Source organism: Promicromonospora panici (assembly GCF_900608595.1).
Classification (GTDB): Bacteria; Actinomycetota; Actinomycetes; order Actinomycetales; family Cellulomonadaceae; genus Promicromonospora; species Promicromonospora panici.
Genome location: NZ_UWYY01000003.1, coordinates 185,259 through 199,542, shown reverse-complemented (window position 1 = coordinate 199,542; position 14,284 = coordinate 185,259). Strand labels below are relative to the sequence as shown.

The following is a 14,284-nucleotide window of genomic DNA, read 5'->3' as shown; positions in this document are numbered from 1 at the left end:
AGGAATGATGGGCCGGTGACCGACATGCGCGACCGACAGCACGCCTCGCAACCCGAGCCCTCGCGATTCGAGTCTGCGCCGTTCACCGACGAGCGGCCCCGGGTCGCACCGATCACGCGCCGCACCGTGACGCTGGGTGCGTCCTTGCTGGCCACCGCCGTCCTCGCCGCGGTGGCGCTCGTGGTGCCCACGCCGTACGCGATGCGCTCACCCGGACCTACCGAGGACACGCTGGAACGGAACCTCATCCAGATCGAGGGCGCCCGCACCTACGAGTCCACGGGCCAGCTGCGCCTGACGACGGTCTCGGTGCTGGGCGGGCCGGGCTACCCGATGCTGTCGGGGCAGGTGATCCAGGGCTGGCTGGATCCGCAGCGCTCGGTGCTCCCGGTGGAGGCGATCTTCCCCGAGGCGACCACGAAGGAGCAGCAGCAGGAGGTCAGCCAGGCGGAGATGGTCTCGTCGCAGGAGTCGGCGACGGCGGCCGCGCTGACGGAGCTCGGTTACGACGTGCCCGCCGTCCTCGACGTCGCCGGCACGGAGCCGGGCTCCGGGGCCGAGGGCAAGCTGGAGGAGGGCGACGTGATCGACTCGTTCCAGGGCGAGCCCGTCGGCACCTACGCGGACCTGATCGACGGGCTGGCCGACACGAACCCGGGCGACAGCGTGACGCTCGGCGTGCAGCGCGGCCAGCGCAGCATGGACGTGGAGGTCACCACCTCGGACAACGGGGAGCGGGCAGTGCTCGGCGTCTTCATCGACCCGCACTACGACTTTCCCGTGGACGTCTCCATCGAGATCGAGAACATCGGCGGGCCCAGCGCGGGCACCATGTTCGCGCTCGGCATCATCGACAAGCTCACACCCGAGGACGAGGCGAACGGCGAGATCATCGCCGGCACCGGCACGATGAGCCCCGAGGGCACCGTCGGGCCCATCGGCGGCATCGAGCAGAAGCTGTACGGCGCCGTCCGGGACGACGCCGAGTGGTTCCTCGCCCCGGCGGGCAACTGCGACCAGGTCGTCGGCAACGTGCCCGACGGGCTGAACGTGGTCAAGGTCGCGACGCTCGGCGAGGCGCGCGACGCCGTCGAGCAGATCGGGCGGGGCGAGGGCGGCGAGCTTCCGACGTGTCCTTGACCCCGGCTGCCGACCTGCTGACCGTGTGTTGCACATCTGGAGGATGTGGGAACCTTGTGTCGGGAACCTTGAGCAGAGCCTGGCCGTTCCACCTGGGTACGGCCCAACCATTTGATGACGTGAGGTAACGCAGTCGTGTCCTTCGCCGCAGCACCTCGCCGCCCTTCCGGCGGCGCCCCCCGAGCCCGACGACGCAGTCCGCTGGGGGTGGCGATAGTCGCGGTCGCCATCGTGATCGCAGCCCTGCTTCTCCTCGCCCAGTTCTGGACCGAGGTGATGTGGTTCAGCCAGCTCGGGTTCTCCCGGGTGATCTGGACCGAGTGGGGCATGCGCGCAGCCCTGTTCACCGCCGGCTTCCTGGTCATGGGCGGGGCGGTGTTCTGGTCGTTCACCGCGGCCTACCGGTCTCGCCCCATCTACGCGCCGAGCACGCCCGAGCAGGCGACGCTCGACCAGTACCGCGAGGCGGTCGAACCCCTGCGCCGGGTCGTGATGATCGCCGCGCCGGTCCTCGTCGGCTTCTTCGCGGGCGTCGCGGCGTCGGCGCAGTGGCGCACGCTGCTGCTGGCGTTCAACGGTGAGCCCTTCGGCCAGACCGACCCGGAGTTCGGCATGGACCTCGGGTTCTTCGTCTTCATGCTGCCCGCGCTGCGGTTCACCGTCGGGTTCCTCATCTCGGTGGTCGTGATCGCGGGCATCGCCGGGCTGATCACGCACTACCTCTACGGCGGGCTCCGGGTCGGACCTGCCGCGGCGGGTGGTCCTCGGACCACCACTGCCGCGCGCGTCCACCTGGCCGTCATCGGCGCGCTGGGTCTGCTCCTGATCGCCGGCAACTACTGGCTGGACCGGTACTCGATCCTGACGAGCGCGGGCGACCGGTTCGACGGCGCCTCGTACGCCGACGTGCACGCGGTGATCCCCGCCAAGGGCATCCTGACCGTGGTCGCGATCTTCGTCGCCGCTCTGTTCATCGTCACCGCGTTCCGCGGCGACTGGCGCCTGCCGGCGATCGGCGTCGGCCTCATGGTCGTGTCCGCCATCGCGATCGGCGGCATCTACCCCGCCGTCGTGCAGCGCTTCCAGGTGAACCCGAACGCGCAGGAGCTGGAGGCCGAGTACATCCAGCGCAACATCGACGCGACCCTGTCCGCGTTCGACATCGACGACGTCGAGAAGGAGCAGTACGACGCGACGACCCAGGCCGAGGAAGGCGCCCTGCGGGAGGACGCCGACACCGCGGCGTCGATCCGCCTGCTGGACCCGCAGGTCGTGTCGCCGTCGTTCCGCCAGCTGCAGCAGAACAAGCAGTACTACAACTTCGACGACTCGCTGTCCGTCGACAAGTACGAGATCGACGGCGAGTCCCGCGACACCGTCATCGCGGTGCGTGAGCTGAACCTCGACGGCCTCGGCCAGGACCAGCGCAACTGGGTCAACGACCACACCGTGTACACGCACGGCTACGGCGTCGTCGCCGCGTACGGCAACCAGCCGGGCCCGGACGGCCGTCCGGCCTTCTTCGAGGGCGGCATCCCGTCCCAGGGCGCGATCAGCGACCTGGAGGGCGAGTACGAGCCGCGCATCTACTTCAGCCCCAGCACCGAGACATACTCGATCGTGGGTGCGCCCGAGGGCACGGAGGCGTGGGAGCTCGACTACCAGGCCGACGAAGCGGACGACGGCGGCCAGGTCAACACGACCTTCACGGGCGACGCCGGACCGGACGTCGGCTCGTTCGGCAGCAAGCTGCTGTACGCGCTGAAGTTCGGCGAGGAGCAGCTGCTGTTCTCCGACCGCGTGACGAGCGAGTCGCAGATCCTGTACGACCGGGACCCGCAGCAGCGCGTCAGCAAGGTCGCGCCGTGGCTCACGCTCGACAACCGGGTCTACCCGGCGGTCGTGGACGGTCGCGTGAAGTGGATCGTCGACGCGTACACCACCAGCGACGCCGTGCCCTACTCCTCGTCGACGCCGCTCGACGAGGCAGTGGCGGACACCCTCACCACGCAGCAGGGCGCCCCCGTCGCGCTGCCGGAGGAGGTCAACTACATCCGCAACTCGGTGAAGGCCACGGTCGACGCCTACGACGGTTCGGTCGACCTGTACGCCTGGGACACCGAGGACCCGATCCTCAAGACCTGGACCAACGTCTTCCCGTCGTCGGTCAAGCCGATGGAGGAGATCTCCGGCGACCTGATGAGCCACCTGCGGTACCCGGAGGACCTGTTCAAGGTGCAGCGCACCCTGCTCAGCCAGTACCACGTGGACAACTCGGCCGAGTTCTTCTCGGGCCAGGACTTCTGGAACAACCCGACTGACCCGACGTCGGAGACAACGCCCCCGTCGCTGCAGCCGCCGTACTACCTGACGCTGCAGATGCCGGGCCAGGAGGAGCCGACCTTCTCCCTGACATCGACGTTCATCCCGGGCGGTAACACGGACCGTGAGGTGCTCACCGGGTTCCTCGCGGTGGATGCCGACGCCGGGAACGAGGCCGGAGTCAAGTCCGAGGACTACGGCAAGCTACGCCTGCTGGAGCTACCACGAGATACGACGGTGCCCGGCCCTGGCCAGGTGCAGAACAACTTCGACTCGAATCCGACGATCTCCGAGCAGCTGAACATCCTGGAGATCGGCGCGTCGACGGTGCGGCGCGGCAACCAGCTCACCCTGCCCGTGGGTGGTGGTCTGCTGTACGTGCAGCCGGTGTACATCCAGTCGACCGGCGGCACCCAGTTCCCGCTGCTGCGCAAGGTGCTGGTCGCGTTCGGTGACGACATCGGCTTCGCCGATACGCTCGACGAGGCTCTGGACCAGGTGTTCGGTGGTGACTCGGGCGCCGAGGCCGGCGACGCCGGAACGGCCGAGGACGAAGCGCCGGTCGCGCCGCCGACCGGCGAGCCGGGTACGGAGCCGACGCCCGAGCCGACCGACGAGCCCACCGACGAGCCGGGTACCGGCGGCGCGCCGTCCACCGAGCTCGACGCCGCGCTGCAGGAGGCGGCCCAGGCCATGGAGGACGCCAACGCGGCGCAGCGGGAGGGTGACTGGGCCGCCTACGGCGACGCGCAGGACCGCCTGCAGCAGGCGCTTGAGGACGCGATAGCGGCCGAGCAGGCGCAGCAGGGCGGTGGCACGGAAGGGTGACACCCGCCGCGCGCTGAGCGTGCGGTACGCGTAGAGCAAGGGCTCCCCGGTGTTAGCACCGGGGAGTCCTTGTCTTTCGGCCGAGCCGTTCAGCCGAGCCGGCGGGCCACAACCACCGAGTTGATGACATCGTCGGTCGGGTGCACCACCTCCAGCACCTCGAACCCGGTCATCGCGCTCAGGTCCACGGGCGGGTACAGGAGCGTGCGCAGGCCGCGCGCGCTGCGCGCGAGCAGCAGGGTTCCAGGGCGCATGGCACCCGCCATCCGGTCCAGGATCGCCGTCTTGGCCGACGGCGTCTCGCCCACCAGCGCCGCGAGCACCACGGCGTCGTACCCCGTGAGGCCAACGTCGGCGGCGTCGGCCTGCTCGAACCGGACCCCGGCGGTGCCGACCCGGGCCGCGACCTGTCGCGCGAGGGTGACGGCCGCGGGGTCCCGGTCCAGGCCGACGACGGGACAGCCGAGCGCGGCGGCGTACCCGAGGGAGCTGAGTGGAAGCGGCCCGCAGCCGAGCACGGCGACCGACGTCGGCGCGCCGCCCGAGTGGTTGAGCAGACGGACCTCGAGGGCCGTGAGCCGGTGGTAGTTGTCGAGATAAGGGAACGCGGCGAGCGTTGCCTGCGGGTCGGTCGCGGAGCTGATGCGCTCGGCCCAGGCGTGCTCGAGAGCGGACTCGCCGCGTGCGGACAGATCGCGGACGGCGGCTCTGCGGCTGCTGACCTCCGGATGCGCCAGGACGTCACTGGCCTGGCGGTCGGGCGCCGCGAGGACCGCCTGCACCAGGTCGCCGAACAGGGCGTTCGTGCGTGGGCCTGGGCGCAGGTGAGGCAAGGCGGCAAGCTGGTCGGTGAGGTGGACGATCCGGTCGGCGGTCAGGGTGGTATCGCTCAGCTCCGTCGTCATGGGGTCGATCGTTACACGGCCGGATCGGTTCGATTGCCTGTGACCTGCGTCTCGACCGGCCTACCCGGTTTGCGCTTCGTCGCCCGGGGTGCGTAAAGTAGGGATCACCGACGCGGGGTGGAGCAGCTCGGTAGCTCGCTGGGCTCATAACCCAGAGGTCGCAGGTTCAAATCCTGCCCCCGCTACGAAATCAGGCCCGGGAATCCTTGGATTCCCGGGCCTGAAAGGTTTCTGGAACATGAACCAGTCACCACAAACCCTCCACTTACTCGGTGTGGAGGTCTCCTCCAGCACCTGGCCGGCGAAGTCGCCTGGAGCGTCCTGGAGCGTCTGGGGCCGCCGTGACCACGGCGGATCACCTGAACTTCATGGAGACCTACACCGCATCGAGCAGCCTCGAACCGCTGCTGAGCATCGAGCAACTGGCCGAGTACCTGGGGGTACCGGTCACAACGATCTACGACTGGCGCGTGGACGGCAAGGGACCCCGCGGGGTTCGGGTCAGCCGATACGTCAAGTTCGCGGCCAGCGACGTCCGGGAGTGGGTTGCGCAACAGCGCGAACCCGAACCTGGTCACTCCGATGCGGGGCACGGGTGATTCACCATGGCTAGGCCACGGACCCCGGTCGGTACGTTCGGGACCATCGAATGGACCAAGATGGCGGACGACGTCTACCGCGCGCGCACGAGTGCGCGACGACGACGGCACGCTCCGACGCGTGCAGGCCAACGGGGAGACCCGAACGGCCGCCGAGCGAGACGCGGACGGGCTGTTCATGGTGGTCAGCGGCGTCCTGACCATTCAGCTCCGTGATCGCGACGTCGTGCTGGGCCCGAACGACGTCTTCGTGGTCCTGAAGGGCGTCGAGCACTGCCCCAAGGCCGATACCGAGATGCACGCCCTCCTCTCGAGCTCCAGGGAACGGTGAACACCGGCGACGCAGGTGGCGACATGACCGCTCAGCTCAGAGAGCTGACATGACCGCCCCGTCGAACGGCTTCTGGACGGAGGTTCAGGCCCTCGCACGCCAAAGGCCAGCGGCCACGGCCACTGCCGCGGTCTTCCCGTTCAGCACAAGCAACAAAGCATCCTGGTGATGCCCGCCTCACATCCGACGTCGCCGCAGGCCAACGGCCCGATCCATGGCTGTAGTACTAGTGCCGACATTCGCTGCGGAGGTTGCTTGGTCGACGGGCAATCACGGACCGGCTCGCGGATCCCGGCGTCATCGCGGCATCATTTTGGCCGCCTGCTGTCGCTTCGCGCGGTTTCACTGCGGGACGATCGGCGATCAAGTCGGTCATTCGGCAGCAGGCCGACTAGAATTTCGTGGAGTTCGTCGACTGCTTGTGGAGCGACTTTGCCGCGGCGTACGAAGGACGTTCGGCGCAGCCCGAGGTATTGGGCGGTGGGGCGTGGTTCGACCGCGAAGCGAGTGTCGACCGCGGCTTGAGTGGTGAGGGTGCAGCCCAGTCCTTCGGCGACGAGGCCGTGAATCATGTTGAGATCGTCTGTGCGCATGAGGACCTTGGGCTTGAACCCGACCGATTGGCAGGCGCGCCGCAGCACGCGGTCCGAGGTTTCGTTCTTGTCGCGGCTGCAGATCCAGTCGGCGTCGGCGAGGTCGGCGAGGTCGATCGCAGGAAGCGCCGCGAATGGGCTGGTGTCGGAGACGAGCACGCGGTAGTGCTCTTCGAGTAGAACGGTGAGCTCGAGGTCGGCTGTGGCGAAAGCGGGGTCGTCGGCGGAGTCGTAGATGATGCCGGCATGGAGCTCTCCGGAGTGCAGGAGCTCGACGACCTCGGTGGGTTCGGCTTCGACGACCTCGACTTGCACCTGCATCCGCGCCCTCAGCCGACGGATAGCGCGGGGCAGCAGTTGTGACCCGATCGAGGCAAATGTGCCGACGCGCACGGTGGACATGCCAAGGTCACGCTGCGTGGTCACCAGCCGTTCAGCGCGGTCCAGGCGCACCAGTATCTCCTCGGCCTCGGCGACGAACACGAGGCCGAGCGGGGTGAGCCGTGCACCACGGTGGTCCCGCTCCACCAGCTGGACCTTGAAATGCCGTTCCAAGGACGCGAGGTGGTGGGCGATGGTCGGAACGCCATAACCAAGCGCGTTTGCGGCGCCGGTCAGCGATCCGCTGTCCCGGATGGCTACGAGGACGCGAAGTTGCTGAGCCTGGAGCACCTGATAGATTCTATGACACTCTCTGCAATATTCTGCTATTCCGTCGATGGCGCGGTCGCGGCTAACTTCGGCGCCATGAAGGAAACCTCAGTGCCTGGCGTCGAACTGACTCGGGCCGAAGCCGCTGTTCTTGACGCTATCGACGAGCACGCACTCGTCGAGGAACTTGTGGCCATGATCCGGCTCCCCAGCCTCACGGGCAGCGATGCGGAGTCCGAGCTGCAGCAGTGGCACGCCAGCCAGCTCGCGACACTCGGGTTTGACGTCGACACGTGGAAGCTCGACCTGGACGACCTCGCGGCGCACCCGGACTACCCCGGCACCGAGGCGCCCCGGGTCGAGGGCTACGGCGTAGTCGGCGTCTTGGGGCCGGAGGGCGTTCCCGCACTGGTCTTGCAGGGCCACGTCGATGTGGTTCCTACCGGTGACCTCGATAACTGGGACGACCGCAACCCTTTTAGTGGCGCCATACGGCAGAACGCCATTCACGGCCGCGGCGCATGCGACATGAAGGCCGGGGTCGCAGCGAATCTCGCCGTCGCGCGCGCGCTGGTCGTCTCCGGCGTGACGCTGGAGCGCCCATTCGCACTCCACGCGGTCATCAGCGAGGAGGACGGCGGCCTTGGCGCATTCGCGACGATGCTGCGTGGACACCGCGGGGAAGCAGCGGTAATCACCGAGCCCACCAGCGGCAACGTCGTGGTGGCGAACGCTGGAGCGCTGACCTTTCAGCTGCGCGTTCCCGGTCGCGCCACCCACGCAAGCTCAAAGCTAGCTGGACAAAGCGCGCTCGATGCGTTCCTACCTGTCTACGCCGCGATCGCCGAACTCGAGCGCGAGCGCAACGCGCATCCGGACTCCCTCTTCGCTGGAAACCCCCTGCCTTATCCCATCTCGATCGGCGTCGTCCGGACCGGCGACTGGGCCAGCAGCGTTCCCGACCTCCTCGTCGCAGAGGGACGCTTCGGCGTACAGATCGATGAGCCACCAGCCGCGGCTCGAGCATCCCTTGAGCGAGCGGTCGCTGACGCCAGTGCCCGTGATCCGTGGCTGCGCGATCATCCGGTCGAGGTCACTTGGCCGGGCGGCCAGTTCGCCAGCGGCCGCATCGACCCCGCTCACCCTCTGGTGGGGGAGGTCGTCGACTCCATTCTGGTCTCGGAGGGCCGCGACGCCTCCCTGAGCGGCGCGCCGTACGGGAGCGATCTACGCCTCTACAGCGGGATGGGCGGCATCCCTAGCCTCCACTACGGACCCGGCGATGTCCGCCTCGCCCACGGCCCCCGCGAGCGAGTCGACATCGACGAGCTGATCCGCAGCACACATTCGCTCGCGGTGCTCACAGCTCGCCGCTGCGGAGCTCACCACTAGTCCGAATGTGACGGTTGACCAGGCGGGCGGCTGCCATACATCGATGCCTGGCCTGAGAGCAGGCTAGAAAGTCTGCTCTCAGGCCACCCCCGCGATCATGCCGGCCTTCGGGCTCCGCCGAGACCGACGACGGCGGCGCGGGACTCGTCACGATCACGCTCGGCGAAGCCTGACGGCTGTTCACCAGCCTCCTGAACCGAACCGCGACCACGGCCCAGCACATCCTGTCCTGGTCCAGATGGTGCCGACGCCATCAGCGCCGCACTCGCCGCGCCCACCACCAACGACGCGAGGGCAGCATCACCGCAGGCCTCCGACCCGATCTACGGCTGTAGGACTAGTCGGTGCTGCGCGATGGTGGGACTGCTGCACGGATAGGTGACACCTGACTTGTGGTGCCGACAGGCATCGCTGGAGGGATGTTCACTGTGCCCAGACCCCACCCCAAGGAGTTCCGCGACGACGTCGTGGCCGTCGCTCGGCGTGGCGAGGCCCCGGTCCGGCAGATCGCGAAAGACTTCGGGCCGCCGATCGCCTGACCAACGTTTGCCATAGCCTGTGCGGATGGAGACGAGGCGCAGGCCGCCGGGGTTGGTCGATGTCGCGGCGAAGGCGGGGGTGAGCCTCTCGACGGTTTCGCGCGTCCTCACCGGGCGTACGCCGGTCAGCGAGAAGTTGCGCACGAAGGTGCAGGCGGCGGTCGACGAGCTCGGGTACCGGCCGAACGCGGCCGCCCAGACCCTGGTCAGTGGAAAGCGGTCGACGATCGGTGTGTTTGCCCGCAACACGGCGCGCTTCGGTTATGCGGCGACTCTGCAGGGCATCGAGGAGGCCGCCCGTGCGGCCGGCTACGTCGTGATGATCACGGTGATCGAGTCGAGACGTCCGGACGACATCGCCCGGGCCGTCGACATGACCCTCTCCCAGGCCCAGGACGGCGACATCGTGATCGGCAACCCCGACGGGGACGCGCCGAACATCGACGCGGTAACCATCGCGCCATACGTCTGCGTCACCTTGACCACCGCCACGCGGCCCGGCGCAGAGAGCAGCGCACCCTGACCCGCGGTCTCGATGGCCCGGTAGTGGTGTGGCGTCGGACTGGTGTCGATCGGCGCCAGCTACCCATTCCGCCTACGTCGAGCAGCTCTTCGGACGCTGGTCGAACTCCGCGCTCGGGCACCGGACCAGCCGGGTCGGCTCCGACGGTTCCGTGAAGCTGTCGCAGCGCGTGCCCGCCCCCGCCGTGTCGATTAGCGGCCTCCTCCTGGTACGGAGGCAGGTGGCCCAGGAGGCAGCCCGGACCAGGTGCGATGCACTGACAGCGTCCTCGACCGCCTTGACGGCCAGGTTGTACGCCTTCCAGTGATCTGGGTCGAGCGCGAAAGCCGCGTGCCACGCCTCGGCGAGTCGTTCGCCGGCGTGACCGGCCCCCGACATGACCGCCGAGGTGGCTTCGTGCACCCCGGCAGCGACGCGCCGTTCGATCCCGGCGCACCCGTAAGCAGTGGCGCGGACTGGCGACCAGATATGACAAGCACGCCGTGATCTACCGTGCCGCCGTGGTCCTCAACGCCGCCATCGCCTGGGCGAAACACTCTTCGAACGCGTCCTAAGCGCCCCCACGCAACTGCAATTGCAGCCGCGCTTGCTGCAGTCGCTGCGCATAGAGCGGATCGAACGACTCCTCGACCATGCGTTCAAGCGCAGCTGCGCCTTCGCCGACCATGTGCGGGATCACCTGAGTCGGACCTGGTCGCGAATGGCTTGACAGTCGCGCACTTGCTCTGTACTGTCCGGTACAGGTTGTACTGATCAGTACAACCTCCTACTAATCAAGGATTCATCATGTCTCGTCCCCCTCTGCCCCCGTTCACCGAAGAGACCGCCATCCAGAAGGTTCGCGCCGCCGAGGATGGCTGGAACACCCGTGACCCGGAGCGCATCTCCCTCGCGTACAGCGAGGACAGCTGGTGGCGCAACCGCTCCACCTTCGTGCAGGGCCGCCCCGCCATCGTCGAGTTCCTCACCGGCAAGTGGGAGCGCGAGCTCGACTATCGGCTCATCAAGGAGCTGTGGGCCTACACTGGCGACGTGATTGCCGTGCGTTTCGCGTACGAGTACCACGACGCTTCGGGTCAGTGGTTCCGTGCCTACGGCAACGAGAACTGGCACTTCGACCAGGACGGCCTCATGACGCACCGCCATGCGAGCATCAACGATGTCGCGATCGACGAATCCGAGCGGAAGTTCTTCTGGGATGCGTCCGGTCCTCGTCCCGCAGATCACCCCGGCCTGAGCGAACTCGGACTGTAATGGCCCGCACCCTCCTCGAACGCTCGGACGCCGTCCGTGCCCTCGCCGGTGTCTTCCGCCGGCGAGGGTTCGAGAGCAGCTCGTTGTCCGTTATCCAGCAGGAGACGGGCATCGGCCGTGGCAGTCTGTACCACTTCTTCCCCGAGGGGAAGGCGGACATGGCCCGCGCCGTTCTCGAGCAGGTGGGCGATTGGTTCGAGGAGCGGATCTTCTCTCCCCTGCGCGCCGCCCACGATTCCGCGACAGCAATCGAGGCGATGTCGCAGGAGGTGGCCGACTACTTCATCTCGCGCGAACGCGTGTGCTTGTTCGCCTCGATGACGTTGGGTGAGGAGCAGGACGCCTTCGCTGGAGTCGTCCGGGCCTACTTTACTGACTGGGTCGACGCACTGGCAGAAGCGCTGCGCACAGGTGGAATCTCACCGCAGGAAGCGGCCGACCGCGCGCTGGACGCGGTCGCGGCGATCCAGGGCGGATTGATCTTGGCGCGCGCATACGGCGACGACGCGACATTCCTTGGAATCATCGCGCGCACGGAACAGCGCCTCCTCGATCCGACTCGCGAGCGGGGCACTGAGCCGTCGTGGGTCAGGCGACGAGTCTCGACCCGCGCCGTCTCGTAGCGCGTCAAACGCTACTGGGCATGAGCCGTTGCATGCGCCCGCAACAGGGTGGCCGTCGTCCCTCGTTGCTGCGCCGAGCAGGCGCAACTGACCATTCCCGCTTTCCAGTCCCGCCGCTGTGTTGCCGCCAACGAATACTTCCCGAGGACTACCTCATGATCCGACGAAGGACTTGACTGGCATCCACTTAGTCTGCAGAAACAGTCGCTGCCGATCCGATGCGTTCCGCGATATCCTGGCTCGGTCAGCAAGGAGAATCCTTGGAAATCCAAGGGAATCCAGGTTTTTCCAAGTCCATGCGTAGTGGCCTGGGAGCCCCCTTCGGCTCCCAGAGGTCGCAGGTTCAAATCCTGCCCCCGCTACGATTGTGATGTCGCAAGACATCGGAATGGCCTGAACCTACGGATCGTAGGTTCAGGCCATTTGTTATTTGCGGACAGGTCGGGGTTAGCGGGGGTTGGCGGCCAAAATGTGTGTCCCGGCTCGGGCGTGTCAGGTGTGGCCCGCCCAGCCTTGCGGGCCCCGAGTCCTTCCTCAGCGCTGGTGGTGGTGTCGTAGCCGGCCGGTCCGTCGGGTTCATCGACGACGACGGCTGGCGCGGGTGGTTGCCAGAGAGCGGGCCGGATCAGGGGGTTAGTCCGACTCCGATGTGGTGCGGGCGTCGTTGGTTGTACTCGTGATCGACGGGGATGTCCTGAGACTCAACGCTGTAGCCCCGACCATGGAAAGGGCCCTCTGACTCAGCAAATATGCTCAGCCAGAGGGCCCTTCCGGTCTGTCTGGAGCTCGGGTGGGGGTCCTAGCGTTCCCTGACCCGCTCCAGGCGGTGGGCGCTCGTGTCACCCGCCCGCTGCGAGAACCCCGATGGAGTAAACCTTGCGCACGGTCTCCGTCACGTCCCAACGGCCGGACCAGCCCTTGGGCTGGAGCGGTCCGGTGACCGTGGCTGCGGGCTGGTGGACGAAACGCATCGGTACTCCTTGGTCAGGCTGATTGATTGCCGCGAGGCAGGGCGTGGTGGCGGTCACGAGGAGCTCCCGGACCGGACGTGAGTGCTCATGTCCCGGTGCAGACGCACTTAGGAGACCAGATTCAGGATCGTGGCCTTCGGTTCCGTCATGGCCTCAACGGTGAACCGCACACCCTCACGTCCGATGCCCGAGCCCTTGAAGCCGCCGAACGGCATGGAGTCCACGCGCACGTCGCTCGTGCCGTTGACGACGACGGCTCCCGCGACCAGCCGAGCCGACACTTCGAACGCCGTCTCGACCGACTGGGTGAAGACCCCGGCCTGGAGCGCGAACTCACTGGTGTTGGCTGCCGAGACCGCAGAGTCGAGGTCCTCGAATGGGATGACGGTCACGACCGGGCCGAAGACCTCGTCGGTGAGCACACGCGATCCCTCGGCGACGCCGGTGAGGATGGTCGGCTCATAGAAGGAGCCGTGTCGGACACCGCCCGCGTGGACCGTCGCCCCGGAGCCGACCGCTCCGTCGACCCACTCCTCCACACGTTGTGCCTCCGCCTCGCTGACGAGCGGACCGATGTCCGTCTCCGGGTCATGCTTGCTGCCGACCCTGAGCCGCTTGGTTCGGGCGACGGCGTCGTGCAGAAACTCGTCGTGGACCGATGCATGGACATAGACACGCTGGACCGACAGACAGTTCTGTCCGGCGACGCCGAACGCGCCGTCCACGACCGCCTCCACTGCGTCGGAGAGAACCGCGTCCGCGCACACGATCGTCGGGTTGTTCCCGCCGAGCTCCATCAACATCTTCCGCGGCCCGGCGGCGGCCGTGATCTTCGCCGCGGTCCTCGGACCACCGGTAAAGGACACGATCGCGATCCGCTGGTCGGTGACCAGCGCCTGCCCTGCCCGAGCACTTCCGCAGACCACGGCGACTCGTCCCGCCGGCACGCCCGCCGAGAGCAGCAGGTCGACAAACGCCAGCGACGTGAGCGGAGTGTGGTCCGAGGGTTTGAGGACGACGCCGTTGCCGCCGATCAGCGCCGGCCCGAGTTTGTGCGCCACCAGGTTGAGAGGATCGTTGAACGAGGTGAGTGCGGCGACCACGCCGACCGGCTCGCGGGTGAACCACCCGATCCTGCCGCGATCACTCCGGCTCGCCGAGAACGGGATCGTCTCACCGGTGAGGACCGGCCCGGCTTCGGCGGAGAGCCGCAGGGTCTCCACACAGCGGACTACCTCGCGCTGCGCTTCCGCGAGGGTCTTGACGCCTTCGGAGGCGATGAGGTGGGCGAACCGGTCGGAGTCCTGAGCCAGCAGCCGTGAGGCCTGGTGAAGAGCCTCGCTGCGGGCCCACAGCGGCCAGTCCTGCGTCGCGAGCGACTCCTGGATGCCGGACACCGCGGCCGCGACGTCCGCCGGGGTCGAGTCAGCGACGTACCCCAGCAGCCGCCCGTCCTCCGGATCGGTGACCGGAAGCCTGAGATCCTCGCGCTGCCAGAAGCCGCCGATGAAGGCCCCGCCGGGCACGGACAGGTCGGGAACGGGATCGCTGACGAGCCGGGGCCCGTCAGCGAGCTCCTCGGTCACCGCCAGTTGGTTCGATGCGCTCATGTC

The 14,284-nt window shown here is 67.7% G+C and carries 12 protein-coding genes and 1 tRNA gene; 9 read left to right on the top strand and 4 right to left on the bottom strand.

Annotation, left to right across the window (positions count from 1 at the left end; translation table 11 throughout):
* Positions 1–24: 24 nt before the first annotated feature.
* Both EW117_RS04435 and EW117_RS04430 read left to right on the top strand, forming a co-directional pair.
* Positions 25–1,140: a YlbL family protein gene (locus EW117_RS04435; RefSeq protein WP_129784385.1), complete on the top strand. Its 1,116-nt coding sequence runs from the start codon at positions 25–27 to the stop codon at positions 1,138–1,140.
* A gap of 135 nt (positions 1,141–1,275) precedes the next feature.
* The gene (locus EW117_RS04430) at positions 1,276–4,290 is read left to right on the top strand and encodes a UPF0182 family membrane protein (RefSeq protein ID WP_165362462.1); all 3,015 of its coding nucleotides are present in this window, start codon (positions 1,276–1,278) and stop codon (positions 4,288–4,290) included.
* Positions 4,291–4,379: 89 nt separating this feature from the next.
* Here the strand turns inward: EW117_RS04430 and EW117_RS04425 are convergent, their stop codons facing one another.
* A complete protein-coding gene (locus tag EW117_RS04425; protein ID WP_129784088.1) occupies positions 4,380–5,195 on the bottom strand; it encodes a nicotianamine synthase family protein in 816 nt (271 codons plus the stop codon).
* 111 nt (positions 5,196–5,306) lie between these two features.
* On the opposite strand from EW117_RS04425, the gene EW117_RS04420 reads away from it, so the two are divergent.
* The 3 genes from EW117_RS04420 (at position 5,307) to EW117_RS04410 (ending at position 6,125) form a co-directional block, all read left to right on the top strand.
* A tRNA-Met gene (locus EW117_RS04420) sits at positions 5,307–5,380 on the top strand.
* A 156-nt stretch (positions 5,381–5,536) separates the two neighbouring features.
* Complete coding sequence (locus EW117_RS04415; protein ID WP_242504081.1) at positions 5,537–5,794, top strand: helix-turn-helix transcriptional regulator; 258 nt, start codon at positions 5,537–5,539, stop codon at positions 5,792–5,794.
* A 121-nt stretch (positions 5,795–5,915) separates the two neighbouring features.
* A complete protein-coding gene (locus EW117_RS04410; RefSeq protein WP_242504080.1) occupies positions 5,916–6,125 on the top strand; it encodes a cupin domain-containing protein in 210 nt (69 codons plus the stop codon).
* Between the two features lie 308 nt (positions 6,126–6,433).
* On the opposite strand, the gene EW117_RS04405 is transcribed toward EW117_RS04410, so the two are convergent.
* Positions 6,434–7,390 carry a LysR family transcriptional regulator gene (locus tag EW117_RS04405; protein WP_129784086.1) on the bottom strand — a complete coding sequence of 319 codons (957 nt, stop codon included), beginning with the start codon at positions 7,388–7,390 and terminating at the stop codon, positions 6,434–6,436.
* 12 nt (positions 7,391–7,402) lie between these two features.
* Between EW117_RS04405 and EW117_RS04400 the strand changes: the two genes are divergently transcribed.
* The 4 genes from EW117_RS04400 to EW117_RS04380 all read left to right on the top strand — a co-directional run bounded on the left by EW117_RS04400 (position 7,403) and on the right by EW117_RS04380 (position 11,700).
* On the top strand, positions 7,403–8,761 hold the full coding sequence (locus EW117_RS04400; RefSeq protein WP_242504079.1) for an ArgE/DapE family deacylase: 1,359 nt from the start codon (positions 7,403–7,405) through the stop codon (positions 8,759–8,761).
* Between the two features lie 564 nt (positions 8,762–9,325).
* Positions 9,326–9,823 (top strand): LacI family DNA-binding transcriptional regulator, encoded by a 498-nt coding sequence (locus tag EW117_RS04395; protein WP_129784084.1) that lies wholly within the window; start codon positions 9,326–9,328, stop codon positions 9,821–9,823.
* Positions 9,824–10,609: 786 nt separating this feature from the next.
* Positions 10,610–11,077, top strand: coding sequence for a nuclear transport factor 2 family protein (locus EW117_RS04385; RefSeq protein ID WP_207211745.1), 468 nt, complete (start codon positions 10,610–10,612; stop codon positions 11,075–11,077).
* Positions 11,077–11,700 carry a TetR/AcrR family transcriptional regulator gene (locus tag EW117_RS04380; protein ID WP_129784078.1) on the top strand — a complete coding sequence of 208 codons (624 nt, stop codon included), beginning with the start codon at positions 11,077–11,079 and terminating at the stop codon, positions 11,698–11,700. Before EW117_RS04385 ends, EW117_RS04380 begins: the two co-directional genes overlap by 1 nt.
* Before the next feature lie 839 nt (positions 11,701–12,539).
* Here the strand turns inward: EW117_RS04380 and EW117_RS30460 are convergent.
* A complete protein-coding gene (locus EW117_RS30460) occupies positions 12,540–12,671 on the bottom strand; it encodes a hypothetical protein (RefSeq protein ID WP_277986444.1) in 132 nt (43 codons plus the stop codon).
* Positions 12,672–12,778: 107 nt separating this feature from the next.
* Complete coding sequence (locus EW117_RS04375) at positions 12,779–14,281, bottom strand: aldehyde dehydrogenase family protein (protein ID WP_129784076.1); 1,503 nt, start codon at positions 14,279–14,281, stop codon at positions 12,779–12,781.
* Positions 14,282–14,284 lie beyond the last annotated feature (3 nt).

Bases quoted from the DNA above. Each gene is read 5' to 3' on its own strand.
- EW117_RS04435 (WP_129784385.1), top strand. From the start codon at position 25: ATGCGCGACCGACAGCACGCCTCGCAACCCGAGCCCTCGCGATTCGAG.
- EW117_RS04425 (WP_129784088.1), bottom strand. From the start codon at position 5,195: ATGACGACGGAGCTGAGCGATACCACCCTGACCGCCGACCGGATCGTC.
- EW117_RS04400 (WP_242504079.1), top strand. From the start codon at position 7,403: ATGACACTCTCTGCAATATTCTGCTATTCCGTCGATGGCGCGGTCGCG.
- EW117_RS04395 (WP_129784084.1), top strand. From the start codon at position 9,326: ATGGAGACGAGGCGCAGGCCGCCGGGGTTGGTCGATGTCGCGGCGAAG.
- EW117_RS04385 (WP_207211745.1), top strand. From the start codon at position 10,610: ATGTCTCGTCCCCCTCTGCCCCCGTTCACCGAAGAGACCGCCATCCAG.
- EW117_RS04380 (WP_129784078.1), top strand. From the start codon at position 11,077: ATGGCCCGCACCCTCCTCGAACGCTCGGACGCCGTCCGTGCCCTCGCC.
- EW117_RS30460 (WP_277986444.1), bottom strand. From the start codon at position 12,671: ATGCGTTTCGTCCACCAGCCCGCAGCCACGGTCACCGGACCGCTCCAG.
- EW117_RS04375 (WP_129784076.1), bottom strand. From the start codon at position 14,281: ATGAGCGCATCGAACCAACTGGCGGTGACCGAGGAGCTCGCTGACGGG.